The 24,743-nt window shown below is 67.1% G+C and carries 29 protein-coding genes; 16 read left to right on the top strand and 13 right to left on the bottom strand.

Features of this window, described 5'->3' with window-relative positions; translation table 11 throughout:
- The first annotated feature begins 97 nt into the window (after positions 1-97).
- Positions 98-580 carry a CopG family ribbon-helix-helix protein gene (locus TX79_RS05870; RefSeq protein ID WP_049926351.1) on the top strand — a complete coding sequence of 161 codons (483 nt, stop codon included), beginning with the start codon at positions 98-100 and terminating at the stop codon, positions 578-580.
- A 33-nt stretch (positions 581-613) separates the two neighbouring features.
- On the opposite strand, the gene TX79_RS05875 is transcribed toward TX79_RS05870, so the two are convergent.
- Entirely contained in the window at positions 614-1,006 is a 393-nt protein-coding gene (locus TX79_RS05875; protein ID WP_049926353.1) for a cupin domain-containing protein, read from the bottom strand.
- 341 nt (positions 1,007-1,347) lie between these two features.
- On the opposite strand from TX79_RS05875, the gene TX79_RS05880 reads away from it, so the two are divergent.
- Both TX79_RS05880 and TX79_RS05885 read left to right on the top strand, forming a co-directional pair.
- A complete protein-coding gene (locus TX79_RS05880; RefSeq protein ID WP_049926355.1) occupies positions 1,348-1,872 on the top strand; it encodes a DUF5817 domain-containing protein in 525 nt (174 codons plus the stop codon).
- A gap of 66 nt (positions 1,873-1,938) precedes the next feature.
- Positions 1,939-2,301 (top strand): hypothetical protein, encoded by a 363-nt coding sequence (locus TX79_RS05885; RefSeq protein WP_049926356.1) that lies wholly within the window; start codon positions 1,939-1,941, stop codon positions 2,299-2,301.
- Between the two features lie 5 nt (positions 2,302-2,306).
- On the opposite strand, the gene hmgA is transcribed toward TX79_RS05885, so the two are convergent.
- Complete coding sequence (gene hmgA, locus TX79_RS05890) at positions 2,307-3,533, bottom strand: hydroxymethylglutaryl-CoA reductase (NADPH) (RefSeq protein WP_049926357.1); 1,227 nt, start codon at positions 3,531-3,533, stop codon at positions 2,307-2,309.
- Between the two features lie 138 nt (positions 3,534-3,671).
- Here hmgA and TX79_RS05895 point away from each other — a divergent pair, with 138 nt between their 5' ends.
- Positions 3,672-3,854, top strand: coding sequence for an HVO_A0556 family zinc finger protein (locus TX79_RS05895; RefSeq protein WP_049926359.1), 183 nt, complete (start codon positions 3,672-3,674; stop codon positions 3,852-3,854).
- Positions 3,855-3,870: 16 nt separating this feature from the next.
- Here TX79_RS05895 and TX79_RS05900 read toward each other — a convergent pair whose 3' ends face one another.
- Positions 3,871-4,407, bottom strand: a complete 537-nt coding sequence (locus TX79_RS05900) for a DUF5815 family protein (protein WP_049926361.1) — start codon at positions 4,405-4,407, stop codon at positions 3,871-3,873.
- 147 nt (positions 4,408-4,554) lie between these two features.
- Here TX79_RS05900 and TX79_RS20085 point away from each other — a divergent pair, with 147 nt between their 5' ends.
- Positions 4,555-4,776: a hypothetical protein gene (locus tag TX79_RS20085; RefSeq protein ID WP_049926363.1), complete on the top strand. Its 222-nt coding sequence runs from the start codon at positions 4,555-4,557 to the stop codon at positions 4,774-4,776.
- An 86-nt stretch (positions 4,777-4,862) separates the two neighbouring features.
- Here TX79_RS20085 and TX79_RS05910 read toward each other — a convergent pair whose 3' ends face one another.
- Positions 4,863-5,273 (bottom strand): DUF7124 domain-containing protein, encoded by a 411-nt coding sequence (locus tag TX79_RS05910; RefSeq protein ID WP_049926365.1) that lies wholly within the window; start codon positions 5,271-5,273, stop codon positions 4,863-4,865.
- Positions 5,274-5,334: 61 nt separating this feature from the next.
- Complete coding sequence (locus TX79_RS05915) at positions 5,335-5,571, bottom strand: hypothetical protein (protein WP_195892463.1); 237 nt, start codon at positions 5,569-5,571, stop codon at positions 5,335-5,337.
- A 181-nt stretch (positions 5,572-5,752) separates the two neighbouring features.
- Here TX79_RS05915 and artA point away from each other — a divergent pair, with 181 nt between their 5' ends.
- The 3 genes from artA to TX79_RS05930 all read left to right on the top strand — a co-directional run bounded on the left by artA (position 5,753) and on the right by TX79_RS05930 (position 7,899).
- Positions 5,753-6,757 carry an archaeosortase A gene (gene artA / locus TX79_RS05920; protein WP_049928300.1) on the top strand — a complete coding sequence of 335 codons (1,005 nt, stop codon included), beginning with the start codon at positions 5,753-5,755 and terminating at the stop codon, positions 6,755-6,757.
- Positions 6,754-7,464, top strand: a complete 711-nt coding sequence (locus TX79_RS05925) for a metallophosphoesterase (RefSeq protein WP_049926366.1) — start codon at positions 6,754-6,756, stop codon at positions 7,462-7,464. The genes artA and TX79_RS05925 overlap by 4 nt, the downstream gene beginning before the upstream one ends.
- A gap of 72 nt (positions 7,465-7,536) precedes the next feature.
- A complete protein-coding gene (locus TX79_RS05930; protein ID WP_049926367.1) occupies positions 7,537-7,899 on the top strand; it encodes a DUF7344 domain-containing protein in 363 nt (120 codons plus the stop codon).
- Between the two features lie 11 nt (positions 7,900-7,910).
- On the opposite strand, the gene TX79_RS05935 is transcribed toward TX79_RS05930, so the two are convergent.
- Positions 7,911-9,317 (bottom strand): NAD(P)/FAD-dependent oxidoreductase, encoded by a 1,407-nt coding sequence (locus TX79_RS05935; RefSeq protein ID WP_049926368.1) that lies wholly within the window; start codon positions 9,315-9,317, stop codon positions 7,911-7,913.
- 113 nt (positions 9,318-9,430) lie between these two features.
- On the opposite strand from TX79_RS05935, the gene TX79_RS05940 reads away from it, so the two are divergent.
- Genes TX79_RS05940 through TX79_RS05955 form a run of 4 tightly spaced genes read left to right on the top strand, consistent with a single transcriptional unit; the run spans position 9,431 to position 14,074 of the window.
- The gene (locus tag TX79_RS05940) at positions 9,431-10,516 is read left to right on the top strand and encodes a gluconate 2-dehydrogenase subunit 3 family protein (RefSeq protein WP_049926369.1); all 1,086 of its coding nucleotides are present in this window, start codon (positions 9,431-9,433) and stop codon (positions 10,514-10,516) included.
- Positions 10,516-12,285, top strand: coding sequence for a GMC family oxidoreductase (locus TX79_RS05945; protein WP_049926371.1), 1,770 nt, complete (start codon positions 10,516-10,518; stop codon positions 12,283-12,285). Before TX79_RS05940 ends, TX79_RS05945 begins: the two co-directional genes overlap by 1 nt.
- 57 nt (positions 12,286-12,342) lie before the next feature.
- Positions 12,343-13,227: an alpha/beta fold hydrolase gene (locus tag TX79_RS05950; protein ID WP_154660465.1), complete on the top strand. Its 885-nt coding sequence runs from the start codon at positions 12,343-12,345 to the stop codon at positions 13,225-13,227.
- Between the two features lie 55 nt (positions 13,228-13,282).
- Positions 13,283-14,074 (top strand): N-acyl homoserine lactonase family protein, encoded by a 792-nt coding sequence (locus TX79_RS05955; protein ID WP_049926375.1) that lies wholly within the window; start codon positions 13,283-13,285, stop codon positions 14,072-14,074.
- An 88-nt stretch (positions 14,075-14,162) separates the two neighbouring features.
- Here TX79_RS05955 and TX79_RS05960 read toward each other — a convergent pair whose 3' ends face one another.
- From TX79_RS05960 to TX79_RS05965, 3 genes are all read right to left on the bottom strand, one after another.
- Entirely contained in the window at positions 14,163-15,143 is a 981-nt protein-coding gene (locus TX79_RS05960; protein ID WP_049926376.1) for an MBL fold metallo-hydrolase, read from the bottom strand.
- Between the two features lie 75 nt (positions 15,144-15,218).
- A complete protein-coding gene (locus tag TX79_RS19225) occupies positions 15,219-15,362 on the bottom strand; it encodes a hypothetical protein (RefSeq protein WP_154660466.1) in 144 nt (47 codons plus the stop codon).
- Entirely contained in the window at positions 15,359-16,069 is a 711-nt protein-coding gene (locus tag TX79_RS05965; RefSeq protein ID WP_154660467.1) for a hypothetical protein, read from the bottom strand. The genes TX79_RS19225 and TX79_RS05965 overlap by 4 nt, the downstream gene beginning before the upstream one ends.
- A 249-nt stretch (positions 16,070-16,318) precedes the next feature.
- Here TX79_RS05965 and TX79_RS05970 point away from each other — a divergent pair, with 249 nt between their 5' ends.
- Positions 16,319-17,041, top strand: a complete 723-nt coding sequence (locus TX79_RS05970; RefSeq protein ID WP_049928301.1) for an O-methyltransferase — start codon at positions 16,319-16,321, stop codon at positions 17,039-17,041.
- Positions 17,042-17,050: 9 nt separating this feature from the next.
- On the opposite strand, the gene gatB is transcribed toward TX79_RS05970, so the two are convergent.
- Complete coding sequence (gatB, locus tag TX79_RS05975; protein WP_049926380.1) at positions 17,051-18,538, bottom strand: Asp-tRNA(Asn)/Glu-tRNA(Gln) amidotransferase subunit GatB; 1,488 nt, start codon at positions 18,536-18,538, stop codon at positions 17,051-17,053.
- A 114-nt stretch (positions 18,539-18,652) separates the two neighbouring features.
- Here gatB and TX79_RS05980 point away from each other — a divergent pair, with 114 nt between their 5' ends.
- Both TX79_RS05980 and TX79_RS05985 read left to right on the top strand, forming a co-directional pair.
- The gene (locus TX79_RS05980; protein ID WP_049926382.1) at positions 18,653-18,898 is read left to right on the top strand and encodes an AbrB/MazE/SpoVT family DNA-binding domain-containing protein; all 246 of its coding nucleotides are present in this window, start codon (positions 18,653-18,655) and stop codon (positions 18,896-18,898) included.
- A complete protein-coding gene (locus TX79_RS05985; RefSeq protein WP_049926384.1) occupies positions 18,899-19,333 on the top strand; it encodes a type II toxin-antitoxin system VapC family toxin in 435 nt (144 codons plus the stop codon).
- Here the strand turns inward: TX79_RS05985 and TX79_RS05990 are convergent, their stop codons facing one another.
- Complete coding sequence (locus TX79_RS05990) at positions 19,334-20,827, bottom strand: sensor histidine kinase (RefSeq protein ID WP_049926386.1); 1,494 nt, start codon at positions 20,825-20,827, stop codon at positions 19,334-19,336.
- Between the two features lie 179 nt (positions 20,828-21,006).
- Between TX79_RS05990 and TX79_RS05995 the strand changes: the two genes are divergently transcribed.
- Positions 21,007-21,429, top strand: coding sequence for a hypothetical protein (locus tag TX79_RS05995; RefSeq protein WP_049926388.1), 423 nt, complete (start codon positions 21,007-21,009; stop codon positions 21,427-21,429).
- Positions 21,430-21,450: 21 nt separating this feature from the next.
- Here the strand turns inward: TX79_RS05995 and TX79_RS06000 are convergent, their stop codons facing one another.
- A complete protein-coding gene (locus tag TX79_RS06000; RefSeq protein ID WP_049926391.1) occupies positions 21,451-22,338 on the bottom strand; it encodes a sulfurtransferase in 888 nt (295 codons plus the stop codon).
- Between the two features lie 276 nt (positions 22,339-22,614).
- Complete coding sequence (locus TX79_RS06005; RefSeq protein ID WP_049926393.1) at positions 22,615-24,738, bottom strand: AMP-binding protein; 2,124 nt, start codon at positions 24,736-24,738, stop codon at positions 22,615-22,617.
- Between the last annotated feature and the right edge of the window lie 5 nt (positions 24,739-24,743).

A 24,743-nucleotide genomic window follows, 5' to 3' on the forward strand; every position in this document is an offset into this window, starting at 1 on the left:
TGTGAATAGCACCCAGTAGCTTGTTAATATTAGTTATTACGTAACTAGTGCGTACTTCATAACAGTTTCTAATATCTATTTCGTGGTCGTTCATAATATGCCCGTCGTCAGCGTTTCGATGCCCCCGGCGCTCCTCGAGCGCCTGGATGCCTTCACCGAAGAACACGCCTACAGCGGACGCAGCGAGGCACTCCGGGAGGGCGTTCGGACGCTACTCACGGAGTTCGAGGATCGACGCCTCGAGGGACGGCCCCTCGCTGGGATCGTCGCCGTTCGGTACGCGTTCGGAAATCACGCGGTCGAGCGAGCGCTCACGGACGTTCGCCACGAGTACGACGCGCTCGTCGTCTCGGCCGACCACAGCCACGTCGGACCGACGGCAGAACGACCGAGCGAATCAAACGACGCCGTTCGTTCGTCGGGAGAGCCACCACGGCGCTACTGCCTCGATCTGTTCGTCCTCGAGGGCACGCTCGCGGAGTGTTCGCAGTTCGTCGGCTCCTGTCGCTCGATCGACGACGTCGAAACGGTCGAGTACACGTTGCTGCCGCTGGACGAGGAGCGTTCGATACCGAACTGACGACTGCTCGCGGTCGCCGGCGTCGCCGGTCGATCAGTCGTCCTGCCAGGTCGGGTTCTCCCGCGGCGGACTGAAGACGTCGATACCTCTCACGGTCTCGTCTCCACGGTTCTCCGCGGCGTGGGGTTGCTCGCCCGGAATCGCGTAGGCGTCACCGGGACCGCAGACGATCTCCTCACCGTCATCGGGAATCGAAGATTCCCGATCGCTCGATGAGCGTTGCTCATCGCTGTCGGTCAGGAAGACCACCTCGCCCTCGTAGATGAAGCCGGTCTGCTCGTGGGGGTGGCTGTGCTCCGCGACGACCGCACCGGGTTCGATCTCGAAGTGCTGGACGTTCATCGACTCGCCGCCGGCCATCAACGCGAGGTGAACGCCGTCGGCGGCCTCCGTCGGTTCGAGGTCGGACAGGGAAACGCGATCCATGCGTCTCGAGAGGCGTCCCGATCACATAGTTTCCCGTCATCGGCGAACCCGCTCTCGGAAGTTCGTCGGCGGAACACCACTCGGACCCGAGCAGCAGCACGTCCGTTCTTCGAGAGTGGGGCGGACGGAACTCACGAATCCTCTCGCGTCCGCTCGCGTTCCGTCTCTAACTCCCGGACGCGGTTTTCGAGGGCGGCATGTTTTGGGTGGGACACCAGAACACACGCCGATGAACGCAAAAATCCATCACGTTCGCCGCCGTCGATGACCGCGAGCGGCCATCACTTTCACTCCGGTCGCCAAACCTTGAACTACACTCGAGTCCCACCTCGAGACGAGATATGTACGCGGTCGTCGGCTGTAGCGACTGTTCGCACCTCTGGCTCATCGAGGGCCGCTCGGAGACGACGGAGTGTCCCCGCTGTGGCTCGCGACGGGCCTACGAGAAGCGCAAGAAGTTCGTCGAGACCGACGACGCCGACCACGCCCGCGAGGTCCGGGCCTCGATGCTCGCGAACCGGCAGGGTGAGGGCGAGGCGTTCGCCGAACTGGATTCGTTCGGCGACCTCGAGGACGACGTCGCCGAGGGCGTCGTCGACGACGAGGAGTACCTCGAGGAGTCGGGGCTGGACGTCGAGGAACTCGAGGCCGCCGGCGAGCGCGATCCGCGCGGACCCACGCGTAGCGGCAGCAAGAAGGAGATCGTCGAACGGGCGCTCGCGGACCTCGAGCGGCCGACGGAGAGGGAGATCGTCGACTACGCGGGCGAACGTGGCGTCGAAGCCGAGTACGTGCGACGGACGCTCGAGAAACTCGTGCGACGGGGAGCGGTCAGTGAGAGTCGCGGACGGTATCGGCTGCTCTGAGACGGTGACGCCCGCGACGACCGTCGATCGTCACGACTTTGCGGCGCTGTCCCGAACGGCGGTGTAATGACCGAACGGGAGGACGTACAGGGGACGGTGATCGGGATCGGGACCGTCGTCGCGCTCGCCTGTTACGCGTACGGCCGGTTCGTCGCCGGGTCGATCTTCGGAGCCGATCCGACGGCCGTCGCGGTCGCCGTCTTCGGCGCGACCTTCGCCGTCCTGGCGATCCTCCACGGCGCGTACGGCCGGCGGGACTTCGCGCTCGCCCACGGGGTCGCCGCCGTCGGCCTCTTCCTGCTCGCGCCGGCCTCGAGCGGGTCGCGGATGCTCGTCGGCTACCTCCTGTTGCTGGGTGGGGGCCTCTACGTCGCCGTCGTGACGATGCGGGTGCGTCGGGAGCAACAGCGCGCCGAACAGCCGGGATAAGCTCGCTACCGGCCCAGATCCTCGTGGGCGCTCGCGAGATGCCGCGAGGAGAGTGCGCCGAGAAGCGAGAGTTCGCCCGCCAGCGCGCCGACCGCGATGACCTCAGCGAGGGCGTCGGCGTTCGACCCTGCGGGATCGCCGCCGCCGCGCAGGCCGAGGATCTCGAGCGCCTCCGACTGGGTCGGGAGTTTCGTCCCGCCGCCGACGGTGCCGACCTCGAGGGAGGCCAGCGAAACCGACGCGTAGAGGTCGGTGGTGCCGTCGTCCCGCTCGCGCGTGTCCATCGTGGTGATCGTGTTGGCGGCCTCGACGACCTGGGCCTCGTCCTGGCCGGTCGCGAGGAACGCGGCGGCGACGACGTTGGCCGCGTGGGCGTTGAACCCGAGCGCGCCGGCCTTGGCGCTGCCGGTCAGGTTCTTGCGGGTGTTGGCCTCGACGATGGCCTCGGGCGTGGTGTGCAGGCGCTCCTCCACGAGGTCGCCGGGGATTACTGCGTCGGCCGTGACCGAGCGCCCGCGCCCCTCGACGGCGTTGATCGCGGCGGGTTTCTTGTCCGAACAGAGGTTGCCCGAGACCGCGACGAGGTCGGCAGGCGTCGCTTCCTCGACGAGGTCACAGGTCTCCCGGGTCGCGATCGTGACCATGTTCATCCCCATCGCGTCCTTGGTGTCGTAGACGAATCGCAGGTAGACCGAGTCGCCGACGACGTATGGATCGACCCCGAGCAACTCGCCGTGGCTGGTCGTCGACTCGGCGGCTTCGCGGAGTCGATCGACGTTTTCCTCGACCCACTCGACCGTCTCCGCGGCTTCGGCGACTCCGTCGACGCGGAAGACCGGCGCGCGGGTCATCCCGTGTTTCGTCACGCGAGCGTCGGCACCCCCGGCCGATCGGATGACGGCGAGACCGCGGTTGACCGACGCCAGCAGCGCCCCTTCGGTCGTCGCCAGCGGGAGATAGTGTTCGCCGTCGGCTGCGCCACCGTTCACGGCGACAGGGCCGACGACGCCCATCGGCACCTGGGCCGCCCCGATCATGTTCTCGATGTTCGGATCGGCGGCCTCGGCCGGGAACGTATAGTCGCCGATCGCCTCGAGTTCCGTCTCGGTCTCGCGCTCGAGAAGCAGCCGGCGGGCCGTCGCCGCCGTCTCGGCGTCGGCGTGCTCCTCGAGTTCGTGGATGCGGAGATCACCCGTCTGCACCCGGTCGGCGAGGGATTCGGGATCGGTCATGCTTCCAGGGAGACACCGACCGGTCCTAAGGATTGCTGATTCGCTCGCCCGGCACCTGCCGGCCTAGAGCCGCAGCCTCAAGAGGGCTGGCATACACAGGGGGAACGGCTTCCCCCCTCTCCAGACTGGAGTGGTGACATGGCGCGATCCGAGACGAGTCCGGCTCACGACGACGACCGCCAGTTACTGACGATTCTCGAGGGGCGTCCCTGCCCGACCTGCTCGGACGGGGAACTCGAGCGCGGCGTCTACAAGGACAAGCGGGCCGTCGTCTGCGACAGCTGCGAGACGCCACGCGTCCAGCTCTGGACGCCCTCGTGACAGCCGGCGGATCCCCTTAGAGTGCCGCGTCGTGTTCGCTCTCGAAGTCCCGCTGGGCGCGGTACTGCTCGACGAACTCGCCGACGTCGAACTCGAGCATCTGGGCTTCGAACTCGCTGACGGCGTCGTCGTCCTCGGCGTGGCTGATCGCGTGTTCCATCAGTTCGACGACGAGTTCGACGACGATTTCGTGGAGCCGTCGGGCGTCGAAGTCGGTGATCCAGACCATCGCGTAGCCGACCGCGCCGTCCTCCGCGGCGTCGTGGACGACGACTTTCTCGGGGAACTCCTCGAGGACGATGCCCATGAGGTGTGGCGTGCCGAACTGCTCGAACTCGTCGTCGGTCTCGATGGTCTCCTGGAGGACGGCGACGAGGGACTCGGGGAAAAACCGAGAGGGGGGATGTGGGTCCTGGACGACGGCGTGGGACTCGCCACAGGTACAGCGGTACTCGTAGGTTCCCAGGTCGATGTCGTGCGGGTCGAGCGACTCCCCACACGGCAACTCGAGCCGACGATCGTCGTCGGAACCGGGCACGCGGGGCTCTGCCATCGGTCGTCGTTAGACGCGGGCGGGCATAAGGGCGACGACCCGCGGAAGCGCGGGCGGTACCCTCTCGGTGATGACGGGGAAGAGTGGAGAACGGAACGGCGAGTTCGCCGACGCAACACCTTCTGTGGCCGGCACCGTAGCACGGGTGTGTCCACGACGATCACCACTCCCGACGCGGACGAAGCGTGCGCGTACTGTGAATCGCGTATCTTCGAGCACGAACCGATCTGCGTACGCGATTGCACCGCCGATTGCGGCTCGCCGACGTACTTCTGTAACTACGCGTGTCTATCGGCGTACATCGACGAGAACGACCTCTCGGCAGGGGACGCCTGTCGGTGGTCGCCCGGCGAACGTGATCGGTGCTAGAAGTCGCATCGGCACGGTCGAACGAGAGAGCGGATATTCGCCGGATCGTCGTCGCGCGAGCCGATCGAAACGCCCACCGAAACGAGCTACGGCCAGTCGTCGCGGACGGCTTCGGCGTCGTCTTCTTCCTCCTCGGGGTCCGCGGCGATGACCCAGTCAGCCGCTTCGGCGGCCTCCTCGACGTCGAGGTACTCCCAGTCGACTTCGTCCGCGAGTTCCTCGTCCTCGTCGCTGGCACCGATATAGACGTAGCGTTCGGTCTCGAACTGGTCTTTGACGCCCTCGAGACTCTCTGCCTTGCCGCGGGGGCCGGAGAAGAAGTCCTGCCGGATGCGATTCTTCCGGGTGAAGTTCGTCACGACGTAGGTCGGCTTCTCGGAGACCACCCCGATGTACTCCGTCCAGCCGCGGGCGTCCTCGAAGACGCGTTCGGGCGAGGCGAGTTCCTTCAGCGCCTCGAGTTCGAACGCGAGAGTCATGTCAGTGTCGCCGTTCATACCGGATCGAACGACCCCGCCGGGGAAAACCGCTTCGATACGGCGAACAGTCCCTGCCGTCTCAGACGCGCTCGACGCGGTAGTAGTCGGTGAATACGATCACTTCGCCCGCCTCGAGCGGCGACTCGTCGGCCGGGATCGACGCGTCCGAATCGGCCAATCCGAGCAGCAACTCGAGTTCGGCCGGCTCGAGTTGATCGACGTGGCGGACGCTCGCCGACGGGTCGACGCTCTCGACGCGGCGGAGGGCGTGTGCTCGGCGGACTGGCTCCTGGTGGGACTGCTCGCTCAGTGCCATGTGTATTGATACCAAACACCACAATTGGACTTAAACGTTGCGTCCACCCACGTCGATATTCACGACAGCCACTCGTCTCCGATCGAACGGGAACGAGCCGACGGCCCGCCCCTCCGGCGATCGCTCGCGCTGGGACGAGGCGTCACATTGATACGAAACCGCTCCCTCCCTCGAAATGAGTATGCCGCCTGCACCTGCACCGTCCGGGAACGGTCTCTTCGTCGGCCTCGAGTCGATGCCCGCGACGATCACGTCGCTGCTGAACTCGCCGTTCACGGACGCCCTCGCGTGGGTGGCTATCGCCGGCTTCCTCGTCGCCGTCGTCCTCCAGTGGCAGAACGTCCGCGACGGCGCTCGCTATCTCGCCGCCGGGTCGTGGGTCGTCTTCGGGCTCTTCTGGCTGACGATGGTGCCGTACTTCTACTACGACGCCCAGAGTCCCCTCGAGACGGTGCTCGCGCTGGCGGCGTTACCGCTGTGTGTCTACACCGGCTACCTGCTCTACGCCGGCCGAGAGTCGCTTCTGCTCCTCTCGAAGGCCGTCGCGATCATGGGCCTGATCTACCTCCCCGCGGAACTGATCCCGGTCGTCCAGCGGTGGTTGATCGAAACCACCGCCGTACAGACCCACTACGGGATGGAACTGCTCGGCTACAGTCCCGGCATCGAGGAGGGGAGCAACGGCTACTACAGCCGCTTCGCGTTCGACCCCGAGGAGACGGTGACCGGCCGAACGACCCACATCGTCCTCGCCTGCACCGGCATCGGTAGCATGGCCATCTTCGGCGGCCTCACCGCCGCCGTGAAAGCACCGCTTCGGCGGAAAGCGGTCGCGTTCGTCGCCTCCATCGGAATCATCTGGTTCCTCAACCTGATCCGGAACGTGTTCATCTCGCTATCTTCGCCGTACGGCTGGTTCCAGTTCGACTGGCTCGTCTCCCTCATGACGACCTACCTCGGCTCCCAACCCGATCGCGTCTCCTACCTCGTCGCCCACAACTACGTCGCCCAGCCCCTCTCGGTGGTCGCGCTCGTCGCCATCACCTACTTCGTCGTCAAGATCCTCCCGGAGGTGCTCGAGCCGCTCGAGGACGTCCTCTTCGTCTTCACCGGCAACGAGTACGATCTCTTCGAGGCGCTGGGCTACGAAGACGCTCGACCCGGGACAGCCGACTCCGAGCAGTGAGCCCCGACATCTCCCTTCCCGTCTCCCTCGCCGGTCGCAGCGCCGTCGTCCCGGACGCAGACGCGCTCGTCCTCGCCGACGTTCACCTCGGGCGCGCCGCCGCTTCGAGCGTCGACGCTCCGCTCCCGGACGGGACGGACGTGTTGGACCGGCTCGAGGAACTCCTCGATCGCACCGCGCCGGAGACGGTCGTCGTCGCCGGCGACCTGTTACACTCGTTCGACCGCCTGCCCCGGGGCGTCGAACGCGACCTCGCGGCCCTCGAGTCCGCCGTGGCCGACGCCGACGCGTCGCTGGTCGTCACGCCCGGCAACCACGACACGATGCTCGAGTCGGTCTTCGACGGGACGACGGCAACGGAGTACCGACTCGCCGACGGCGAGACCGTCGTCTGTCACGGCCACGAACGGCCGTCCGAAGACGCCGCGCTCTACGTGATCGGTCACGATCACCCCGCCATCTCCATCGAGGGGCGGAAACGACCCTGTTTCCTCTACGGCCCCGACGCCTACGACGGCGCTGACGTGTTCGTGCTGCCGGCGTTCACCCGGCTCGCGCCGGGGTCGACGGTCAACGGCATGTCCGCGAGCGACTTCCAGTCGCCGCTGGTCCGCGACGCCGGCCGCTTCCACCCCGGCGTGTGGGACGCCGACCAGGCGGAGGCGCTGTGGTTTCCGCCGCTCGAGGAGTGTCGGCACCTGCTCTGAGACGGCCGATCGTCGGGGGCTAGCTGGCTAGAGTCGGTCGTTTTCACGTTCGACGTGTCACTGTGGGACGATATGGGATCCAAGCGCGACTCGAGTCGACGTCGGTTTCCCGGGGCGGAGACGATCCGGGCGTCAGGCCTCTCGCTCGATACCGGCTACTCGCTGCTGGCGGACGAGACCCGCAGACGCGTCCTGGAGGTACTGGACGAGGGGGACCGGACCACGGTCGCGGGTCTGGCCGAACGGCTCGAAGCCGACGGTGCCCCCGGCCTCGACGCCAGGCGGGCGTCGACGGCTCTGGTCCACGTCCACCTCCCGAAACTCGGCGACGCGGGCGTGATCGAGTACGACGACCAGACCGGCGAAGTCGCGCTCTCGAACACCGGCCGTCGACTGCTGCGGCCGGGAGACGGGCGTACGGCGGGTACAGCCTGAATCGAGCCCGGTTACGTCCCGGCCGTCGAGCCCGCCGAGCGGTCCTCGATCACGGCCCGCGCCGCCTGCCGTCCGCTCTCCATCGCCCCCTGGATCGACGACCAGCGGGTGACCTCCCCGGCCAGATAGACGGGTCCGTCGGGGTCGCGAACGTCCGGCAGATCGTCGTGGATCCCCGGCGGCTGGGCGAACTGCGCGAACGGAATCCGATCGGTGTGCAGGTGCTCGAGCGCGTCGAAGCGCCGCTCCGGGTACCACGACTCGAGCGTTCGGCGAGTGCGCTCGGCGAGGGTCGCGTCGTCGGCGTCGACGACGGTCGGTTCGGCCGTCGAATCCACGGCGTTCCCGGTGCCGACCGCCTCCGAGTCCGACGCGTCTCCGTTCTTGCTCGAGTCCGTCGATTCGCCTCTGGCCTCGAGGTAGACCGCGCCGAGCAGCGTCTCATCGTCCGGCGCGTACTCCGGCGCGACCTCGCCGTGCGGGACGACGTGATTCGGTTCGCGGCCGGCCGCCACGGCGTCGCCGTCGGCGTTCAACAACAGCCGTTTCCCCGTCTCGGGGGCCACACTCTCGGGAAGCCGGTAGTACTGGGTCACGCAGCCACGGCCGGCGGTCGGAATCCCGTCGACGCCGGTCAACCGGCGGGCCGTCGGCGGATCGGTCGCGACCACGACCGCGTTGACCTCGCTCGTCCCGTCCGCGGTCGTCACCGTAGCGCCGTCACCCTCGCTCGAGACCGACTCGACCGCGACGCCCGTCTCGAGGTCGCCACCTGCCTCGCGCACCCGATCGGCGAGTTGCGCCGGAACGGCGGCCATCCCCGCGGCCGGGACCGCAGTCGAACCGGTCGCGAGGGCCCGGAACGTGTACTCGAAGACGTGGCTCGAGGTCGACAGCGACCGATCGAGCGTGATGCCGCCGTAGAATGGAGCGAGGAACCGATCGACGAACCGATCGGAGAACCCTCGGTCGGCCAGGAACGACGCGATCGATTCGTCGGACCCCTCGAAGATCGTTTCTGGATCGGAACGACCCACCGCTAGCCGGAGCCGAGCGACGCGAAGCGCGTCCCCGACCGAGACGTTCGGGTTGGTCAGCGTCGCCGGCAGCGCCTGCGGGTCCCGAAGCGGATCCGCGAGCGTCGACCGGTGGTTCTCTGCCGCGACGATCGCTCCCGGCGCGAACCGCCGGAGGTCGAGCGCCTCGAGGTCGAGTTCCCGCTGTACTGCGGGGTAGGCCGTAAACAGGACCTGAAACCCGCGATCCAGCCGGAACCCCTGGCGCTCGCGGCTGCGGACCCGTCCGCCGACCGACTCGCGCCGTTCGAGCACCGTCACGTCGGTGCCGCCGGCGGCGAGGTGACGAGCCGCGACCAGGCCAGCCAGGCCGGCACCGACGACGATCACGCGCGTCGACATACCCGACCGTTGGACAGTCGAGGGGAAAACGGTGGAGCCAAACGGCGTCTGCGCTGTCGCCGTCGCCTGCAGGCCCACGGACTAACTCGAGCTTCGGTGTCGATGCCCCTCGTATGAGAGACGGTGACAACCCGAAGCGGGACTTCACGCGCGACGTCTCCCGGCGGCGGATGATGCGACTCGGCGGCGGGCTGGCGGTGTTCGGCATCGCCGCACCGGCGGAGGGCAGTTTCGACGCCGCGGACTTCGACGTCGCGTCGGTACAGGAACTCGAGGAGGTCGAGGTCGAAGAGCAGGGGCTGGAGTACTTCACCATCCAGCAGGCGCGGGTGGTCCACGACCTGACGGCGCGGATCTACCCGTCCGACGAGAACGGGCCCGGTGCGCCGGAGGCCGGCGTCGTCTACTTCATCGACGGGCAACTGAACTCGGCGTGGGGCCGCGGCGAGCGCTGGTACATGCAGGGGCCGTTCGCGGGCGAGAACCCGACTGACCCGTTCGAGGACGACCCCGAGGAGCCGGAGGACATCGCGTCGGACGTCGAGGTGCCCTGGGCGGAGGCGAACCCGTCCGAGACGCAGGGCTGGCAGTATCCGCTCGCGCCAAACGAGGCCTACGACCGCGGCATTTACGCCATCGAGCAACACGTGCAGGCGGAGTACGACGAGGACTCGTTCGCCGACCTGGACGCCGACCAGCAGGAGGAGATCGTCGCCGCGCTCGAGGACGACGACGTCCCGGCGTTCGAGGACGTCCGGATGGACGCCCACGGCTTCTTCCTCCTGGTCAGGCAGAACACCCTCGAGGGCATGTTCTCCGATCCGATGTACGGCGGCAACCGGGAGATGATCGGCTGGCGGCTGAAGGGGTTCCCCGGGACCCCCGGCGCGCTGGGCAGCTACCGGCAGTTGATCGAGGACGAGGAGGACCTCGAGTACATCGAACTCGAGGAGGGCGACTACCGGAAGCTGGCCGACGACGTCGCGTCGCTCGGGATCGACGACGACAACCCGGAGCCAGCCGGCGACCACGGCGAGGGCCACCCCCACGTCCACGACGCCGCGGAGGCGGACTACCCGAACGTCGTCGACGAGGACGCCGCTCGCGGCGCGACCGACCGCGAGATCGAGCCGCTGCGCCACGATGGCGACGAGAGCGGCGATCCGAACGCGGCCGCGGACGACGGAGGTGACGAGTGATGGCCCAGGAACTGGACTCGGTCGACGTCGTCACCGTCGGAGCCGGCTGGACCGGCGGGATCGTCGCGAAGGAGCTCGCCCAGGAGGAGTACCAGGTAGTGAGCTTAGAGCGCGGTGGCGAGCGCGACACGGAGGACTTCTTCACGGTCCACGACGAACTCGGCTACGCGCTGCGGTACAAGCTGATGCAGGACCTCTCGAAGGAGACGATCACCTTCCGCAACAACGTCGACGAACCGGCACTGCCGATGCGCCGCTACGGCGCGTTCCTCCCCGGCTCCGGCGAGGGCGGCGCGGGCGTCCACTGGAACGGCCAGACGTGGCGCTTCCTCCCCTACGACTTCGAGATCCGCTCGCGGACGATCGAGGAGTACGGCGAGGAGAAGATCCCCGAGAACATGCAGCTCCAGGACTGGGGGATCACGTACGAGGAACTCGAGCCGTACTTCGACGCGTTCGAGTACACCGCCGGCATCGCGGGCGCGGCGGGTAACATCGAGGGCGAGATCCAGGACGGGGGCAACCCCTACGAGGGACCGCGCCAGCGGGACTATCCGCTCCCGCCGATGCACGAGACGCCCGTCCTGGAGCGATTCAAGGAGACCGCCGACGACCTCGGGTTCGAGCCGTTCCAAGCGCCGTCGGCGAACCTCACGGACACGTACACGAACCCCGACGGGATCCAGCAGGGCCGGTGCGAGTACTGCGGCTACTGTGAACGGTTCGGCTGCGAGTGGGGCGCGAAGGCCTCGCCGATCACGACCGTCCTGCCGGCCGCCCAAGAGACGGGCAACTTCGAACTGCGAACCCACGCCGACGTCGTCGAGTTGCTGTACGACGAGGACGACGGGCGCGTCGAAGGCGTCCGGTACGTCGACCGCCGGGACGGCCAGGTGTACGACCAGCCGGCCGACGTCGTCGTGCTGACCGCCTACGTGCTGAACAACGTCCGACTCCTCCTGCTGTCGGACATCGGCGAACCGTACGACCCCGAGACGGGCGAGGGCGTCGTCGGGAAGAACTACTGCTACCAGAACTTCGGCGCAAGCGCGCGGGGGTTCTTCGACGACGAGGACTGGAACCTCTACATGGGCGCGGGCGCGCTCGGGGCCTCGTTCGACGACCTGAACGGCGACAACTTCGACCACTCCGATCTCGAGTTCCTCCACGGCGGCAACGTCGCCATCAACCAGACCGGCGACCGGCCGATCGCGAACAACCCGGTCCCCGAGGGGACGCCGTCGTGGGGCTCGGAGTTCAAGGCACAAAGTCTCGAGTACTACCACAGTTCGATCGAGGTCGCCGCCCAGGGCGCGGTGTTGCCCTTCCGGGAGAACTATCTCGACCTCGACCCCAACTACACCGACCAGTACGGTCAGCCACTGTTGCGGATGACCTTCGACTGGCGCGAGCAGGACCGCAACCTCGTCGAGCACATCGGGCCGCAACTCGAGGAACTCATGAACGAGATGGGCGCTGATCAGGTCGACGCGACCACGACGCTCGAAGGAAGCTTCGACATCACGCCCTACCAGTCGACGCACAACACGGGCGGCGCGATCATGGGTGCCGACCCCGAGGAGTCGGTCGTCAACGACTACCTGCAGTGCTGGGACGCGGAGAACCTGTTCATTCCCGGCGCTTCCGCCTTCGCGCACAACAGCGGCTACAACCCGACCGGCACCGTCGGCGCGCTGGCGTTCCGCGCGGCCGAGGGGATCCAGGAGTACCTGGACGAACCGGAGCTACTGGTTGCGGCCGAGAACTGAGTCGGGACGCGAACGCACCACCCACTATTTTTGGACAGCGCGTTGAAACGTCGTCCAATGGACCCGAACGCCCCGTTGCCGAACGTGTCGTCGGCCGAGCGCGTCGAACGCGTCGTCGACGGCGTCAGGCTCCACGCCGTCGCCGCGGGTGACCCGGACGACCCGCTGGTCGTGTTGCTCCACGGGTTCCCCGAGTTCTGGTACGAGTGGCGCGAGTACGTCGGCCGGTTCGTCGACGCCGGCTACCGCGTCCTCGTGCCGGACCAACGCGGCTACAACCTCAGCGAGAAACCCCACGGCGTCGGCTCCTACCGCCTGCCGACGCTCTCGAGCGACGTCGCCGCCCTCGTCGACAGCGAAGGGAACGAACGCGCCCACGTCGTCGGTCACGACTGGGGCGCGGCCGTCGCCTGGGACCTGGCGCTTCGCCGCCCCGAGGTCGTCGACCGTCTCGCCATCGTCAACGTCCCGCACCCGAAGGTCCTCGAGGAGACCCTGCGCTCGAACCCGAGACAGCTACTCAAGAGCTGGTACGTCTTCGCCTTCCAGATACCGCGGCTCCCGGAGTGGGCCTCGAGCCGGTTCGACTTCGCCCCCTGGGTGCTGGCGATGCGGGAGCCGGCCAACCCTGGCGCTTTTACAGAGACCGATTTCGCCCGCTACCGGCGCGCCTGGTCGGAGCCGGGCGCACCGCGGGCGATGATAAACTGGTACCGGGCACAGGTTCGGTACCGCGACGGCCTCCCTCGCGAACGGGTCCAGGCACCGACGCTCGTCGTCTGGGGAGAGAACGATCAGGCGCTAGTACCCGAGATGGCCCCTCGCAGCGTCGCCTACTGCGAGGACGGGACGCTCGCGCGGTTCCCCGAGGCGAGCCACTGGGTCGTCCACGAGTACCCCGACCGCGTCGGCGAGTTGCTGCTCGAGCACCTCGCGGAGTGAGGTCGACGCAACGACCGACCTGTAGCTATATCCGACCGTCGGTCCTTCTCGAGATATGGTCGACGCGACCGTCACGCCGATCGATCGCGGCACGATCACGACCGACGTGAACAACATCCTCGAGGGGTTCGTCCAGGGGACGGCCGACGATCCCAACCCCGACCTCGTGATGGGCGACGGGCCGGTCTACAACCTGGTGATCGACCACCCCGAGGCGACGATCCTCTGGGACACCGGCTCCCATCCGGAGGCCGACGCGGGCCACTGGCCCGCCGACCTCTACAGCGCGTTCGAACACACCGACCTCCGGCCGCTCGAGGACGACCTCGCGGACGCCGGCTACGCGGTCGACGACGTCGACGCGGTGCTCCAGACACACCTGCACCTCGATCACGCCGGCGGCCTCTACGCCTTCGCGGGGACCGACACCCCGATCTACGTCCACGAGCGCGAACTCAAGTACGCCTACTACAGCGCGAAGACCGACGCCGGATCGACCGCCTACGTCGCCGCCGACTTCGACCTGGACCTCGAGTGGCGGATCGTCCACGGCGACCGTGAGTACCTCTACGAGGACCTCGAACTGCTCCACCTCCCCGGCCACACGCCCGGCCTGCTGGGCGTCCGCCTCGACCTCGAGGACGCCGGCACCGTCGTTCTCGCGGGCGATCTGGCCTACTCGCGGGCAAACTACGACGAGGAACATCCGATGGGCGGCGGTCTCCTCTGGAGCAAGCGCCACTGGTACGAGAGCCTGCGGCAGGTGAAAGACCTCGAGCGACGGACCGACGCGCTCGTGACCTGTGGCCACGACGCCGGGGACTTCGAGCGACTCGAGGCGCTGTAATCGCTCGGGGTCTCTCCAGAGCGAGACGCCGCTCGAACCCTCTCGCGAGCCAGACGCCGCTCGAGCGCCTCGGGCGGGCGTCGATCCGCTACTGGTAGGAAACGGCGGACCGATCGACCAGTCGGTAGGCACCGTCTTCGTACGCGAGCGCGCCCTCGTGGTGCAGGTGATCCAGATGGGCGTAGGCCTCGCCGGGGCCGTGGATGACGTGGATCCCGGAGAGGTCGCCGAAGAGGTGGTCGCTGACCGTCCAGGCGTCGCAGGGGCCGTGCTCCTCGAGAACGTCGAGGATCCGCGCGGTGCGTTCGTGGTGGTGGTCGACGATTTCGCGCGCCCGGTCGGTCGGCTCCTCGATCGGATCGCGATGGCCGGGCCAGACGCGGTCGTAGCCCCTGTCGGCCAACCGTTCGAGCGTCTCGAGGTAGGTCGCGAGCGGTCGGTCGACTCGTACGTCCGCCCCGCCGACGTTGGGCGTGTAGACCGGCAGCAGAGCGTCGCCGGTGAACGCCTGCCGTCCGTCGCAGTCCGCGGCCGCCGGCGTCTCGAGCAGCTCGAAACTACAGAGGCCAGCGGTGTGACCCGGCGCGTGGACCGTCTCGAGGCGGTAGCCGGCGACCTCGAGTTCCGTCCCGTCCTCGATGGGCGTCACGTCCGCCGGTTCGCCCTCCAGGTGGCGGGCCGCCTCGATGAACTCGAGCAGGCGCTCGCGGGCCTCCTCGGGGACGCCCCACTCGACGAGCAACTCGCGACGGCGCTCCTCGAGGGCGGCGACGGCGTCCTCGTCGCCGGCGACGATGGGCGCGTCGGCCTCGTGGACGTAGACGGTCGCGTCGCTCTCGGCCTGGATCTCGCCGGCCAGCGCCGCGTGGTCGACGTGGTGGTGCGTCAGGACGATCGCGTCGACGTCGGCGAACGCGTAGCCCCGATCCGCGAGGCCCTCGCGCAGTTCGGACCGGATCCCGGCCGTCGCGAGACCGGTGTCGACGAGCGCGAGGTCGTCACCGCCGTCCAGCACGTAGGCGTTGTTTCGCCCCTCGAACTCGTCGTTGCCCAGCGTGATTCGATCCATGTGAACTGTCCACGAGTTGATCGACAATAACGTCCCGGGTATCGGAACCGAGCCGTCTCGAGGCCAGTTGGAAAGTTACGGCGGGATCGTCAGTTCGCCGTCCTCCTCGAGCATCGATTCGCCCGCGAGCGCCGCGTTGAACGCCACGACCTCGGCGTACGCTTCCTCGGACTCGTACGCGTGGTCGGAGGGCGACTCCGCGCGGAGGTCCTCGATCACGTCGTCGTAGGTCGCACGCGCCAGGTCGCGTGCGCCGAGAACGATCGCTTCGACCGTCGCCCGCTGGCAGACGTAACGGGGTGAACCGCGTCATCGACTGACGCCGCCCGTTCGTCGGGTCCCTCCTCGAGGCGGTCGCGACCGCGAGAGACCGCGCCCTCGATGACGTGTAGCGGCGGCCCCGGATAGTCGAAGAACGTCAGCGCACGGTCGTCGAGCGCGGCGTCGACGATCGCCGTCGGATCCTCGGCGTTCGTGACTGTCGCCTCGTCGAGGCCGGCGGTCTCGAGGAGTGCCTCGCGTTCCTCGTCCGAGAGTCGCTCGCGGCGGTCCGCCTCGGCGAGGGTCGTCACCGCCTCGAACCGCAACAGCGGTTCGAACAGGGGGTCCCGAAGGTCGTCGATCCGGTCGGCGAACGCCACTTCGTCCTCCTCGCGTGCGACGTCGGCGACGAAGCGCGCCTTCGTGAGTTCGGGGACCAGTTCGGCGTCGGGGTCCGGAAAGTCGCGTCGTTCGACGTCGTCCTCCAGCGCGGCGACGTACGCGTCGTCGCCGACCAGCGTGCGTGGTAACGGTCGTTCGCCCAGGGGATCGTCGGTGGACATTGGGTCAGTCGACTCGAGACAGCCGGCGAGCGCGTGTGCGAACGCGACGCCGGTGACCGTGGACAGTACCGTTCGCCTGTTCGGGAGTCGGGGACCGGGCACGGTACCCGATCGTCCTATTCCTGTGACGAAAAGCCCAGTGCCGAACGATCGATCGACGACGGCCTCGCGCTCGTCCGCACCGTCCAGCACGCAGGTTCTTTCGCCTCTCCAGCGCGTGGCCCAGCGTGATTCGATCCACGTCGGGACACCACGAGTCGATCGATCACGGTACGCCGGGCCGCGACCGAGATGGGCCGATCGGTTTTCCGGCATCCGAACGTATACGACGCCGTCGGCAAACGAGAAAACATGTCGAACATTCTGACCGACGTGACGGCCGACTACCTCACCTCGATGGAGCCACCAGCCGACGACCTCGTCGCGGAGATGGAAGCCCACGCCGACGACGACGGAATCCCGATCGCTCGCCGCTCGGTCGCGACCCTGCAGGCGATCCTCGCCCGCGGGACCGACGCCGACCGCGCACTCGAGTTCGGCACTGCGATCGGCTACTCGACGCTGCACGTGGCTCGAACCGGCACCGACGTCGTCACCACCGAGGTCGACGCCGACCGGATCGACGCCGCCGTCGACTACCTCGAGCGCGACGGCATCGACGTCCAGGTGACCGACGACCCCGCGACCGTCGACGCCGAACCCACCGGCGACGGAGCCGTCACCATCGTCGAGGGGCCCGCCCTCGAGACGGTCCCCGAACTCGACGGCCCGTACGACCTCGTCTTCCTCGACGCCATCAAATCGGAGTACGAGGGCTACCTGAACGAATCGCTGCCGATGCTGCGGGAGGGCGGCATGGTCGTCGCGGACAACCTCCTTCGTGGCGGTCGAGTCGCGGCCGCGGCGACGGACGACGAGACCGACGATATCGAAGCTGCATACGGCTCGTCGGCGGCCGCACTCCGCGAGTTCAACGAGACGTTCGTCGACCACGACGCCCTCGAGGCGATCGTCTCGCCGCAGGGTGACGGAACCGGAATCGCCGTCAAAACGTCGGCAGAAACGGACACGTAGGCGGCGAGACTACTCGAGTTCGGCCCGCAGCAACTGGTTCACGTCGCCGGGATCGGCGCTGCCGCCGGTCTTTTGCATCACCTGGCCGACGAGGAAGTTGATCGCGCCGTCCTCGCCGCTGTGGTAGTCCTCGACCGCGTCGGGGTTCTCGTCGATCGCTTCGACGACGGCCTGCTGGACTTCGTCCTCGTCGGTCTTGCCCAGGCCCTCGTCGTCGACGACCTCGTCGGGCGTCTTGCCGTCGTCGAGCATCGATCGCAGGACGGTCTCGCGGGCGTTCTTCGCCGTGATCTCGTCCTCGGCGACGAGTTCCACGAGGCGGGTGACCTCCTCGAGGCGGTCCGCGATCTCCGTAATCTCCATGTCGCGATAGTTGAGTTCGCCGAGCAGGTTGTCCGCGACCCAGGTGGCCGCGAGGTCGGGGTCGAACTCCCGGGCGACGTTCTCGTAGAAGTCCGCGACCTGCTTGGTCGAGGTGAGTTTCGAGGCGGCCTCCTCGCTCAGGCCGTACTCCTCCTGAAACCGCTCGCGGCGGGCCGAGGGCAGTTCCGGAATCGCGATCTCCTCCTTCCAGCCCGAGACGCGCAGCGGCGGCAGGTCGGCCTCCTCGAAGTAGCGGTAATCTTTCTCCTCTTCCTTCGAACGCATCGAGACCGTGATCCCCCGGGACTCGTCCCAGTGGCGGGTCTCCTGCTCGACCGCGCGGCCGCGCTGGATGGCGTTCTTCTGGCGCGTTTCTTCGTACGCGAGGGCCTTCTCCGCGCCCTTGTGGCTCGAGATGTTCTTGACCTCCGTGCGGTTGGCGGCCTCGAGCGCGTCTTCGCCGATTTCGTCGACGCCGTCGCCGTCGATCTCCGCCTCGGGGATGATCGAGAGGTTCGCGTCGATGCGGAGGCTGCCGTCGCGCTCGGCGTCGAAGACGCCCAGGTACTCGAGCACTTCCTCGAGTTCGGCGAGGAACGCGCGCACCTCGCTGGGGCTGCGGAAGTCAGGAGCCGTGACGATCTCCATCAGCGGCGTGCCCGCGCGGTTGTAGTCGACCAGCGTGTAGTCGGCGGTGTCGATGCCGCCGCCGACGTGCTGGAGGCTGCCCGGGTCCTCCTCTAAGTGCGCGCGCTGGATCGTCACCGAGCGGCGGGTCCCTTCGACGCTGACCTCGAGTTCGCCGTCGGCGCAGATCGGCTCGTCGTACTGGGTGATCTGGAAGTTCTTGGGCAGGTCGGGGTAGTAGTAGTTCTTGCGGTGGAACCGCGTCTCCTCGGGGATGTCCGCGTCGATGGCCTTGCCGATCTTGACGGCGGCCTCGACGGCGGCCTCGTTCAGCACCGGGAGCGCGCCCGGCAGGCCGAGACAGACCGGGCAGACGTGCTCGTTGGGCTCGTCGGTCGGCTCGGTCGAACAGCCACAGAAGATCTTCGTGTCGGTCTCCAGCTGGACGTGGACCTCGAGGCCGATGACGGTCACGAGGTCGCCCTGCTGGACGGTCTGGGCAGTCATTGCGCCCCGATTCGGGCCGGGCGCGGTAAAACGTAACGGGACGCGCTCGCTCGGTCTCCGAGCCGGTAGTGTGGTACCACACTATACTTGTGTTTCCGGTGACTACCTGCGAGTATGAGTACCGATCGGGTCGACGCCGAGAGCAAGGTCTCCGGCAATCAGGCCAATATTCCCGCTCGAATCCGGCGACAGCTCGATATCGACGACGGCGACCGGCTTCGATGGACCGTCGAAGAGGATGGAACGGTTCAAGTGGAAGTCGTTCACCGCCGCGGCGGCACGTTCGAGGATTTCACGGGGTACGACGGCGAGAAAGACACCGACGCCACGGCCGATCACGACGGCTGGGGAGTAGAGTAAATGCCCCGTGCGGTCGTCGATACGTCGGTACTGTTCGCCGCGAGTTACCGTCGGGACGGAGCACACGAGGACGCGCTTCCGATTCTTCACGGCATCGACGACCAATCCCTCCCCGAAGCGATCGTACTCGAGTACGTTCTCGCGGAGACGCTCAACGGACTCACGACGCACGCGGGCCACGATCCCGCGGTCGACTTCCTCGATCGCGTGGAAGAAAACGCTCGCTTCCACGTCGTTTCGTTGTCGACGGATACGTTGGCGACGGCGAAATCGGAGTTTCGCCGATACGAGGCCCTTTCGTTCGTCGACGCCTGTATCGTCGCGTATATGCACTCTAACGGGGTCGAATATCTGTACGCGTTCGACGACGACTTCGATCGGGTCGACGAGGTTTCTCGTCTCGAGACCCCGACGAACCCGTACGACCCGCGCTGATTACCCCGACGCGGCCGTCGGGAGCGTGAAGTAAAACGTCGTCCCCTCGCCGGGTTCGGAGTCGACCCAGATGTCGCCGCCGTGGTGGTCGACGATCTTGCGACACAGCGAGAGGCCGATGCCGGTCCCGTCGAACTCGTCGTGCGCGTGGAGCCGGTTGAAGATCTCGAAGATCTGATCGCGGTACGCCGGTTCGATACCGATCCCCTCGTCCGCGACGGCGAACACGCACCGATCGCCCCGTCGCTCGGCCGACACCTCGACGCGCGGCGGTTCGTCGCCGCTGTAGGTGATCGCGTTCGAGAGCAGGTTCGAGAACAGTTGCTCGAGCTGGCGGGCGTTGCCCTCGACCGACGGTAGCGACTTCGCTTCGATCGCGGCGTCGGTCTCGGCGATCCGTACGCCGAGATCGGTCAGTGCGTCGTCGACGACGGCGTCGCAGTCGACGGGTTCGAACGAGGAGTCGTCCATGTCGATCCGGGAGTACGTGAGCAATCCGTCCACCATCTCCCGCATGCGATCGGAGCCGTCTACGGCGAAGTCGATGAACTCTCGAGCCTCCTCGTCCAGATCGTCGGCGTAGCGCGACTCGAGCAGCTGGAGGTAGCTCGAGATCATCCGCAGCGGCTCCTGCAGGTCGTGGGACGCGACGTACGCGAACCGTTTGAGCCGCTCGTTCGATTCCTCCAGTTCCTCGATGGTATCGTTGAGTTCCGATCGCGCTCGGGAACGATCGACCAGCGTGTTCAGCATTCGCTCGACGTCTCGAGCGGTCTCCTCCGGTTCGAAGAACTCCTCGGGCGGCGTGTAGTAGAAGTTGTGACAGACCGTATCGTCGTAGACCAGGTGCGGATGCGTTCGAATGACGTCGACGAGCATCTCCGCCGGGATCCGGTTGCAGTCGTAGTGACAGAGCGCGATGCAGTCTTCGCCCTCGAAGAGGTCGTTCACCCGGCTCTCGTAGGCCATGAACTCCTCGATCGTCGCGTGGTCGTCGAGGACGAAGTTCGTGTTGGCGGTGACCCGGAGTCCAGGATACTCGGCTTTCGCCTCCTCGATGGCGTCGGCGTACACCCCGAGCATGTCGTCGGCGTCGAACCGCCCCGATCGCAGGTAGGTCTCGTCCAACGTGTGGAACGTCAACTGTCCCGATTCCAGCGCCGCGTCGACGTCGACGGCATCGCCGCGGAGTTGCTCGAGAACCGCATCCGTCGAGAGGTCGTCGATGACGTACATCACTCGCTCGCCCTGTTCGATACCCTGTCGAACGAACGGGGCGACCGTCGCGAACCGCTCCTCGCGGCTCCTGTAGAAGAGGGCGATGTGCTCGCAAGTCTCGAGTTCGTCGAGCCCCTCGAGCGGTTCGACCGTCCCGTCGAACTCCGGACTCGACTGGAGCGCTTCCAGTCCGCTCTCGACCGTCAGCGACTCGGCGGACGCGAGGGTCGGCCGTCCCGACTCTCGCCTGACACCGTGATCCGACTCGGGATTCATTATCACGTAGAGGGAAGGAACCGATAAGTAGCCTTCGCCGGTCGTCCGATTACGACGGTCCCTCGACGACAGAAGAGCGGCTCCCCAGTGGACGCACAGCACCTACTCGAGTCGACACCAGCGGTACATCAGCCACGTTCTGAAAAACGTTTAACAGGATGCGCGGGGGAGAACGACGCATGGAACGATCGATCCGCGATACCGCCCTCGGAGTCCTCGTCGGTGCCGCAATCGCCGGCGGACTGTACTGGGTCGGAGACGCCGTCAGTCTCGCGCTCGTTGCCGGGCTGTGCTGGGCCGTCGGGGGCAAACTCACGCTCCTGATCGGCGACCGGTTTCCGGCCTACGCCACGGGCGAGTCCTGGGCCGACAAACGGTGGACGGGACTGAGTGTCGGCCTCGTCACGCTCGCTGCGTTCGTCGGGGTGAGTCCGTACCTGCCGATCTCGAGCGAACTACGCCTCGGACTCGGCTTCCTCGTCGTCGGTGCCGGGCTGGTCGCGTACGCGGCGGGCACGCTCGCCGTGCTGGAGCGCGTGGACGGAGACGCAGACGCCGCGTCCGCGCCTCGAGACTCACCAAGGGCGACGAGTGGCGATTGACGTCGATCGCGACGGGACGAGTTACTCGGCCTCGCCGGTTTCGATCGGCGCGCGGACGAGGTTGCCCCACTCGGTCCAGGAGCCGTCGTAGTTCTCGACGTCGTCGAAGCCGAGCAGTTCGTGGAGCACGTACCACTCGATCGAGGAACGTTCGCCGACGCGGCAGTAGGTGACGACGGACTGGTTCTCGTCGATACCGACGTCCTCGTAGAGCTGGCGGAGTTCGTCGGGGTCTTTGAACGTGCCGTCGTCGTTCAACACCGTCGTCGTCGGCACGTTCTTCGCACCGGGGATGTGGCCGCCACGCTGGGCGGTCTCCTGGAGGCCCTCGGGGGCGATGACCTCGCCGGTGAACTCCTCTGGCGAGCGGACGTCGACCAGCGGGACGCCCGACTCGATGGCCTGATCGACGTCGCTCTTGTACGCGCGGATGTTCTCGAAGGGGCCGCGAGCGGTGTACTCCTGGGCGGAGAAGTCGGGTTCGTCGGTCGTCAGCGGATAGTCGTTCTCGACCCAGTAGGGCTTCCCGCCGTCGATGACGCGGACATCCTCGTGGCCGAAGTACTTGTACTCCCAGTAGGCAAACAGCGCGAACCAGTTGGGGACGCGGCCGCCGCCGTAGAGGACGACCGTCGAGTCCTCGGTGATCCCCGCCTCGGCGTTCAGTTGCTCGAACGCCTCCTTGTCGAGAATGTCGCGGGTCACCGGGTCGCTCAGGTCTTCCTCCCAGTCGAAGAAGATCGCTCCCGGAATGTGGCCCTCCTCGTAGGGCGTATACTCCGAGTCGGCCGTGACCGTCGGGTTGTTCACCTCGAGCAGTCGGTACTCCGGATCGTCGGACTGGAACTCGTCGAGGCGCTCCTCTACCCACTCCGCCGTGACGAGCGCGTCGGTATCGTGTGCTGTCATACGCTCACTTCTACGAACGCCTCCCCCATAAGAGTGTCATAACTGGAACATCTCACCGTCATCGATGACGGTCGCCTCGAGCGCCCTCCGTCGGCACACCCGACCAGACCGACGCCAGCGAGGGTTCCCCGGGAGCCGTCCCGTCTCGAGCAGGGGAGAAACTTGCCGGTCGCGGGAAAGCGGAGGGGTCAGCCGTTCCAGTTCGGCCCGGAACGGGTTCAGGCCGACCGTGTATCCCCGTGTGAGGGGGTCGACCGTCGGAAACCGGTCGGGAGACTACCGGGCCTCCGCGAGTTCCTCGAGCGCCTCGGGGTTCTCGATGCTGCTCATGTCACCGAGATCCTCGCCGGTGTAGGTCGCCTCGATGGCGCGGCGGATGATCTTGCCCGACTGGGTTTTCGGGAACTCGTCGACGAACAGTACCTCGCGCGGGCGGAACGGCTTGCCCAGTTCCTCGCCGACCTGGGCGCGCAGTTCCTCCCGGAGGTCCTCGGATTCCTCGTAGCCGTCCTCGAGGACGACGTAGGTGACGACCGCCGTGCCGGTGGTGTCGTCCGGCGCGCCGATCGCGGCGGCCTGGTTGACCGCCTCGTGGTCGATCAGCGCGCCCTCGACCTCGGCGGGACCGACCTTGCGGCCGGCGACGTTGAGCACGTCGTCGGCGCGACCGTGGAGGAACCAGAAGCCGTCCTCGTCCTTCTGGGCCCAGTCGCCGTGGTCCCACAGCGGCGGGTCCTCGAACGTCGACCAGTACTCGTTCAGGTAGCGCTCGTCGCCGCTCCACAGGGACTTGGTCATCGAGGGACAGGAGTCGCGGGCGACGAGATAACCGCGCTCGTGGTCCTCTTTGACCGAGTTCCCGTTCTGGTCGACGATGTCGATGTCCATTCCGAGGCCGGGGCCGCCGAGCGTGCAAGGTTTCAGCGGCTGGTTCGGCATCGGCATCAGGAAGCAGCCGCAGATCTCGGTGCCGCCGGAGATGTTGACGATCGGGCACTCGCCGTTCCCGACGCGCTCGTAGAACCACCGCCAGGACTCGGGGTCCCACGGCTCGCCGGTCGAACCCAGGATGCGGAGCGAGGAGAGGTCGTGGCCCTCGAGCCACTCGTCGTCTCCGGCTCCGCCGGAGCCGGATGGCTCGTCAGACGTAGTCTGACGCTCGCCGTGCTTTCGGAGCGCGCGGATCGCCGTCGGGGAGATGCCGAACTGCGTCAGTTCGTGCCGGTCGATCATCTCCCAGAACCGATCCGGCTGGGGGTGGTCGGGTGCGCCCTCGTACATGAATACCGTCCCGCCGAAGGTGTGGGTACCGATCAGCGTCCACGGCCCCATCATCCAGCCGATGTCCGACACCCAGAAGAACCGATCCGCGGGCTTGAGATCCATCCCGAAGTAGACCTCCTTCGCACACTGGACCTGCACGCCGGCGTGCGTGTGGACGATCCCCTTCGGCTTGCCCGTCGTCCCCGACGAGTACAGCAACAGCGACTCCTGGCTCGAGTCGAGCGACTTCGTCTCGTACTCGTCGTCCGCCGTCTCGACGGCCTCGGCCCACCACTCGTCGCGCCCGTCGTCCCACGGAATCTCGTGTTCGCTCCGGGGAGTACTCGAGCCAAGTCGGTCGTAAACGATCGTGTGCTCGACGTGGCCGGCCTGTTCGACGGCCTCGTCGGCCGCGGACTTGAGGAAGACGGGGTCGCCCCGACGGTAGAAGCCGTCGCCGGTGAACAGGACCGAACACTCGGAATCCTCGATCCGGGTGGCGGCGGCGTCGACGCCGAAGCCCGAGAAGATGGGGACCGCGATCGCCCCGACCTTGAGACAGCCGTAGAGGATCGAGACGACCTCCGGCACCATCGGCATGTACAGCCCCACGGTGTCGCCCGTCTCGATCCCGCGGGCCTCGAGCGCGTTCGCCACCTGATTCGCCTGCCGGTGGAGTTCGTGGTAGGTGACCTCCCGGACTTCGCCGTCTTCGCCCTCCCAGATCGTGGCGACCGTGTTGCGCCGCTCGTCGTCGACTTCGGCGTGGCGGTCGACGACGTTGTGGGCGACGTTGAGTTTACCGCCGACGTACCAGTCGGTGAACTGCGGACCGCCTCGGCTCGCGGTTTCACCGCTCGCATCGTCCGGGGCGCGTCGCGCCCCGCTGTCGTCGCGGACCTCGTCGTACGCCTCGTAGAACTCGATGTCGAGGTAGTCGACCACCTCGTCCCAGAACCACTCGATCCCCGACGCCTCGACCCCCTCGAGGTCGGTGGTCGTCCGCTCGATCAGCTCCTCGTAGTCGTCGATCCCGTACTCCCGCATGAACGCCGCGATATTCGTCGACTCGGCGAACTCCGGGTCCGGTTCGTGGACGATCTCGTCGACGTCCTCGAGCGCGGTGGATCCTGACATATCGA

Origin of the sequence: Halopiger goleimassiliensis (assembly GCF_000455345.1) — an archaeon.
GTDB lineage: Archaea > Halobacteriota > Halobacteria > Halobacteriales > Natrialbaceae > Halopiger_A > Halopiger_A goleimassiliensis.

What these genes read in the sequence shown, in the direction of transcription:
- TX79_RS05910 (WP_049926365.1), bottom strand. Translation starts at nt 5,273, where the DNA reads ATGAACGGCGACACTGACATGACTCTCGCGTTCGAACTCGAGGCGCTG.
- TX79_RS05880 (WP_049926355.1), top strand. Translation starts at nt 1,348, where the DNA reads ATGTACGCGGTCGTCGGCTGTAGCGACTGTTCGCACCTCTGGCTCATC.
- TX79_RS06000 (WP_049926391.1), bottom strand. Translation starts at nt 22,338, where the DNA reads ATGACAGCACACGATACCGACGCGCTCGTCACGGCGGAGTGGGTAGAG.
- TX79_RS05900 (WP_049926361.1), bottom strand. Translation starts at nt 4,407, where the DNA reads ATGGCAGAGCCCCGCGTGCCCGGTTCCGACGACGATCGTCGGCTCGAG.
- TX79_RS05990 (WP_049926386.1), bottom strand. Translation starts at nt 20,827, where the DNA reads ATGAATCCCGAGTCGGATCACGGTGTCAGGCGAGAGTCGGGACGGCCG.
- TX79_RS05980 (WP_049926382.1), top strand. Translation starts at nt 18,653, where the DNA reads ATGAGTACCGATCGGGTCGACGCCGAGAGCAAGGTCTCCGGCAATCAG.
- TX79_RS05950 (WP_154660465.1), top strand. Translation starts at nt 12,343, where the DNA reads ATGGACCCGAACGCCCCGTTGCCGAACGTGTCGTCGGCCGAGCGCGTC.
- gatB (WP_049926380.1), bottom strand. Translation starts at nt 18,538, where the DNA reads ATGACTGCCCAGACCGTCCAGCAGGGCGACCTCGTGACCGTCATCGGC.
- TX79_RS05995 (WP_049926388.1), top strand. Translation starts at nt 21,007, where the DNA reads ATGGAACGATCGATCCGCGATACCGCCCTCGGAGTCCTCGTCGGTGCC.
- TX79_RS06005 (WP_049926393.1), bottom strand. Translation starts at nt 24,738, where the DNA reads ATGTCAGGATCCACCGCGCTCGAGGACGTCGACGAGATCGTCCACGAA.
- TX79_RS05970 (WP_049928301.1), top strand. Translation starts at nt 16,319, where the DNA reads ATGTCGAACATTCTGACCGACGTGACGGCCGACTACCTCACCTCGATG.
- TX79_RS05895 (WP_049926359.1), top strand. Translation starts at nt 3,672, where the DNA reads ATGGCGCGATCCGAGACGAGTCCGGCTCACGACGACGACCGCCAGTTA.
- TX79_RS05985 (WP_049926384.1), top strand. Translation starts at nt 18,899, where the DNA reads ATGCCCCGTGCGGTCGTCGATACGTCGGTACTGTTCGCCGCGAGTTAC.
- TX79_RS05875 (WP_049926353.1), bottom strand. Translation starts at nt 1,006, where the DNA reads ATGGATCGCGTTTCCCTGTCCGACCTCGAACCGACGGAGGCCGCCGAC.
- TX79_RS05940 (WP_049926369.1), top strand. Translation starts at nt 9,431, where the DNA reads ATGAGAGACGGTGACAACCCGAAGCGGGACTTCACGCGCGACGTCTCC.
- TX79_RS05915 (WP_195892463.1), bottom strand. Translation starts at nt 5,571, where the DNA reads ATGGCACTGAGCGAGCAGTCCCACCAGGAGCCAGTCCGCCGAGCACAC.
- TX79_RS05960 (WP_049926376.1), bottom strand. Translation starts at nt 15,143, where the DNA reads ATGGATCGAATCACGCTGGGCAACGACGAGTTCGAGGGGCGAAACAAC.
- TX79_RS05935 (WP_049926368.1), bottom strand. Translation starts at nt 9,317, where the DNA reads ATGTCGACGCGCGTGATCGTCGTCGGTGCCGGCCTGGCTGGCCTGGTC.
- TX79_RS05870 (WP_049926351.1), top strand. Translation starts at nt 98, where the DNA reads ATGCCCGTCGTCAGCGTTTCGATGCCCCCGGCGCTCCTCGAGCGCCTG.
- TX79_RS05885 (WP_049926356.1), top strand. Translation starts at nt 1,939, where the DNA reads ATGACCGAACGGGAGGACGTACAGGGGACGGTGATCGGGATCGGGACC.
- TX79_RS05955 (WP_049926375.1), top strand. Translation starts at nt 13,283, where the DNA reads ATGGTCGACGCGACCGTCACGCCGATCGATCGCGGCACGATCACGACC.
- hmgA (WP_049926357.1), bottom strand. Translation starts at nt 3,533, where the DNA reads ATGACCGATCCCGAATCCCTCGCCGACCGGGTGCAGACGGGTGATCTC.
- artA (WP_049928300.1), top strand. Translation starts at nt 5,753, where the DNA reads ATGCCGCCTGCACCTGCACCGTCCGGGAACGGTCTCTTCGTCGGCCTC.
- TX79_RS05945 (WP_049926371.1), top strand. Translation starts at nt 10,516, where the DNA reads ATGGCCCAGGAACTGGACTCGGTCGACGTCGTCACCGTCGGAGCCGGC.
- TX79_RS05930 (WP_049926367.1), top strand. Translation starts at nt 7,537, where the DNA reads ATGGGATCCAAGCGCGACTCGAGTCGACGTCGGTTTCCCGGGGCGGAG.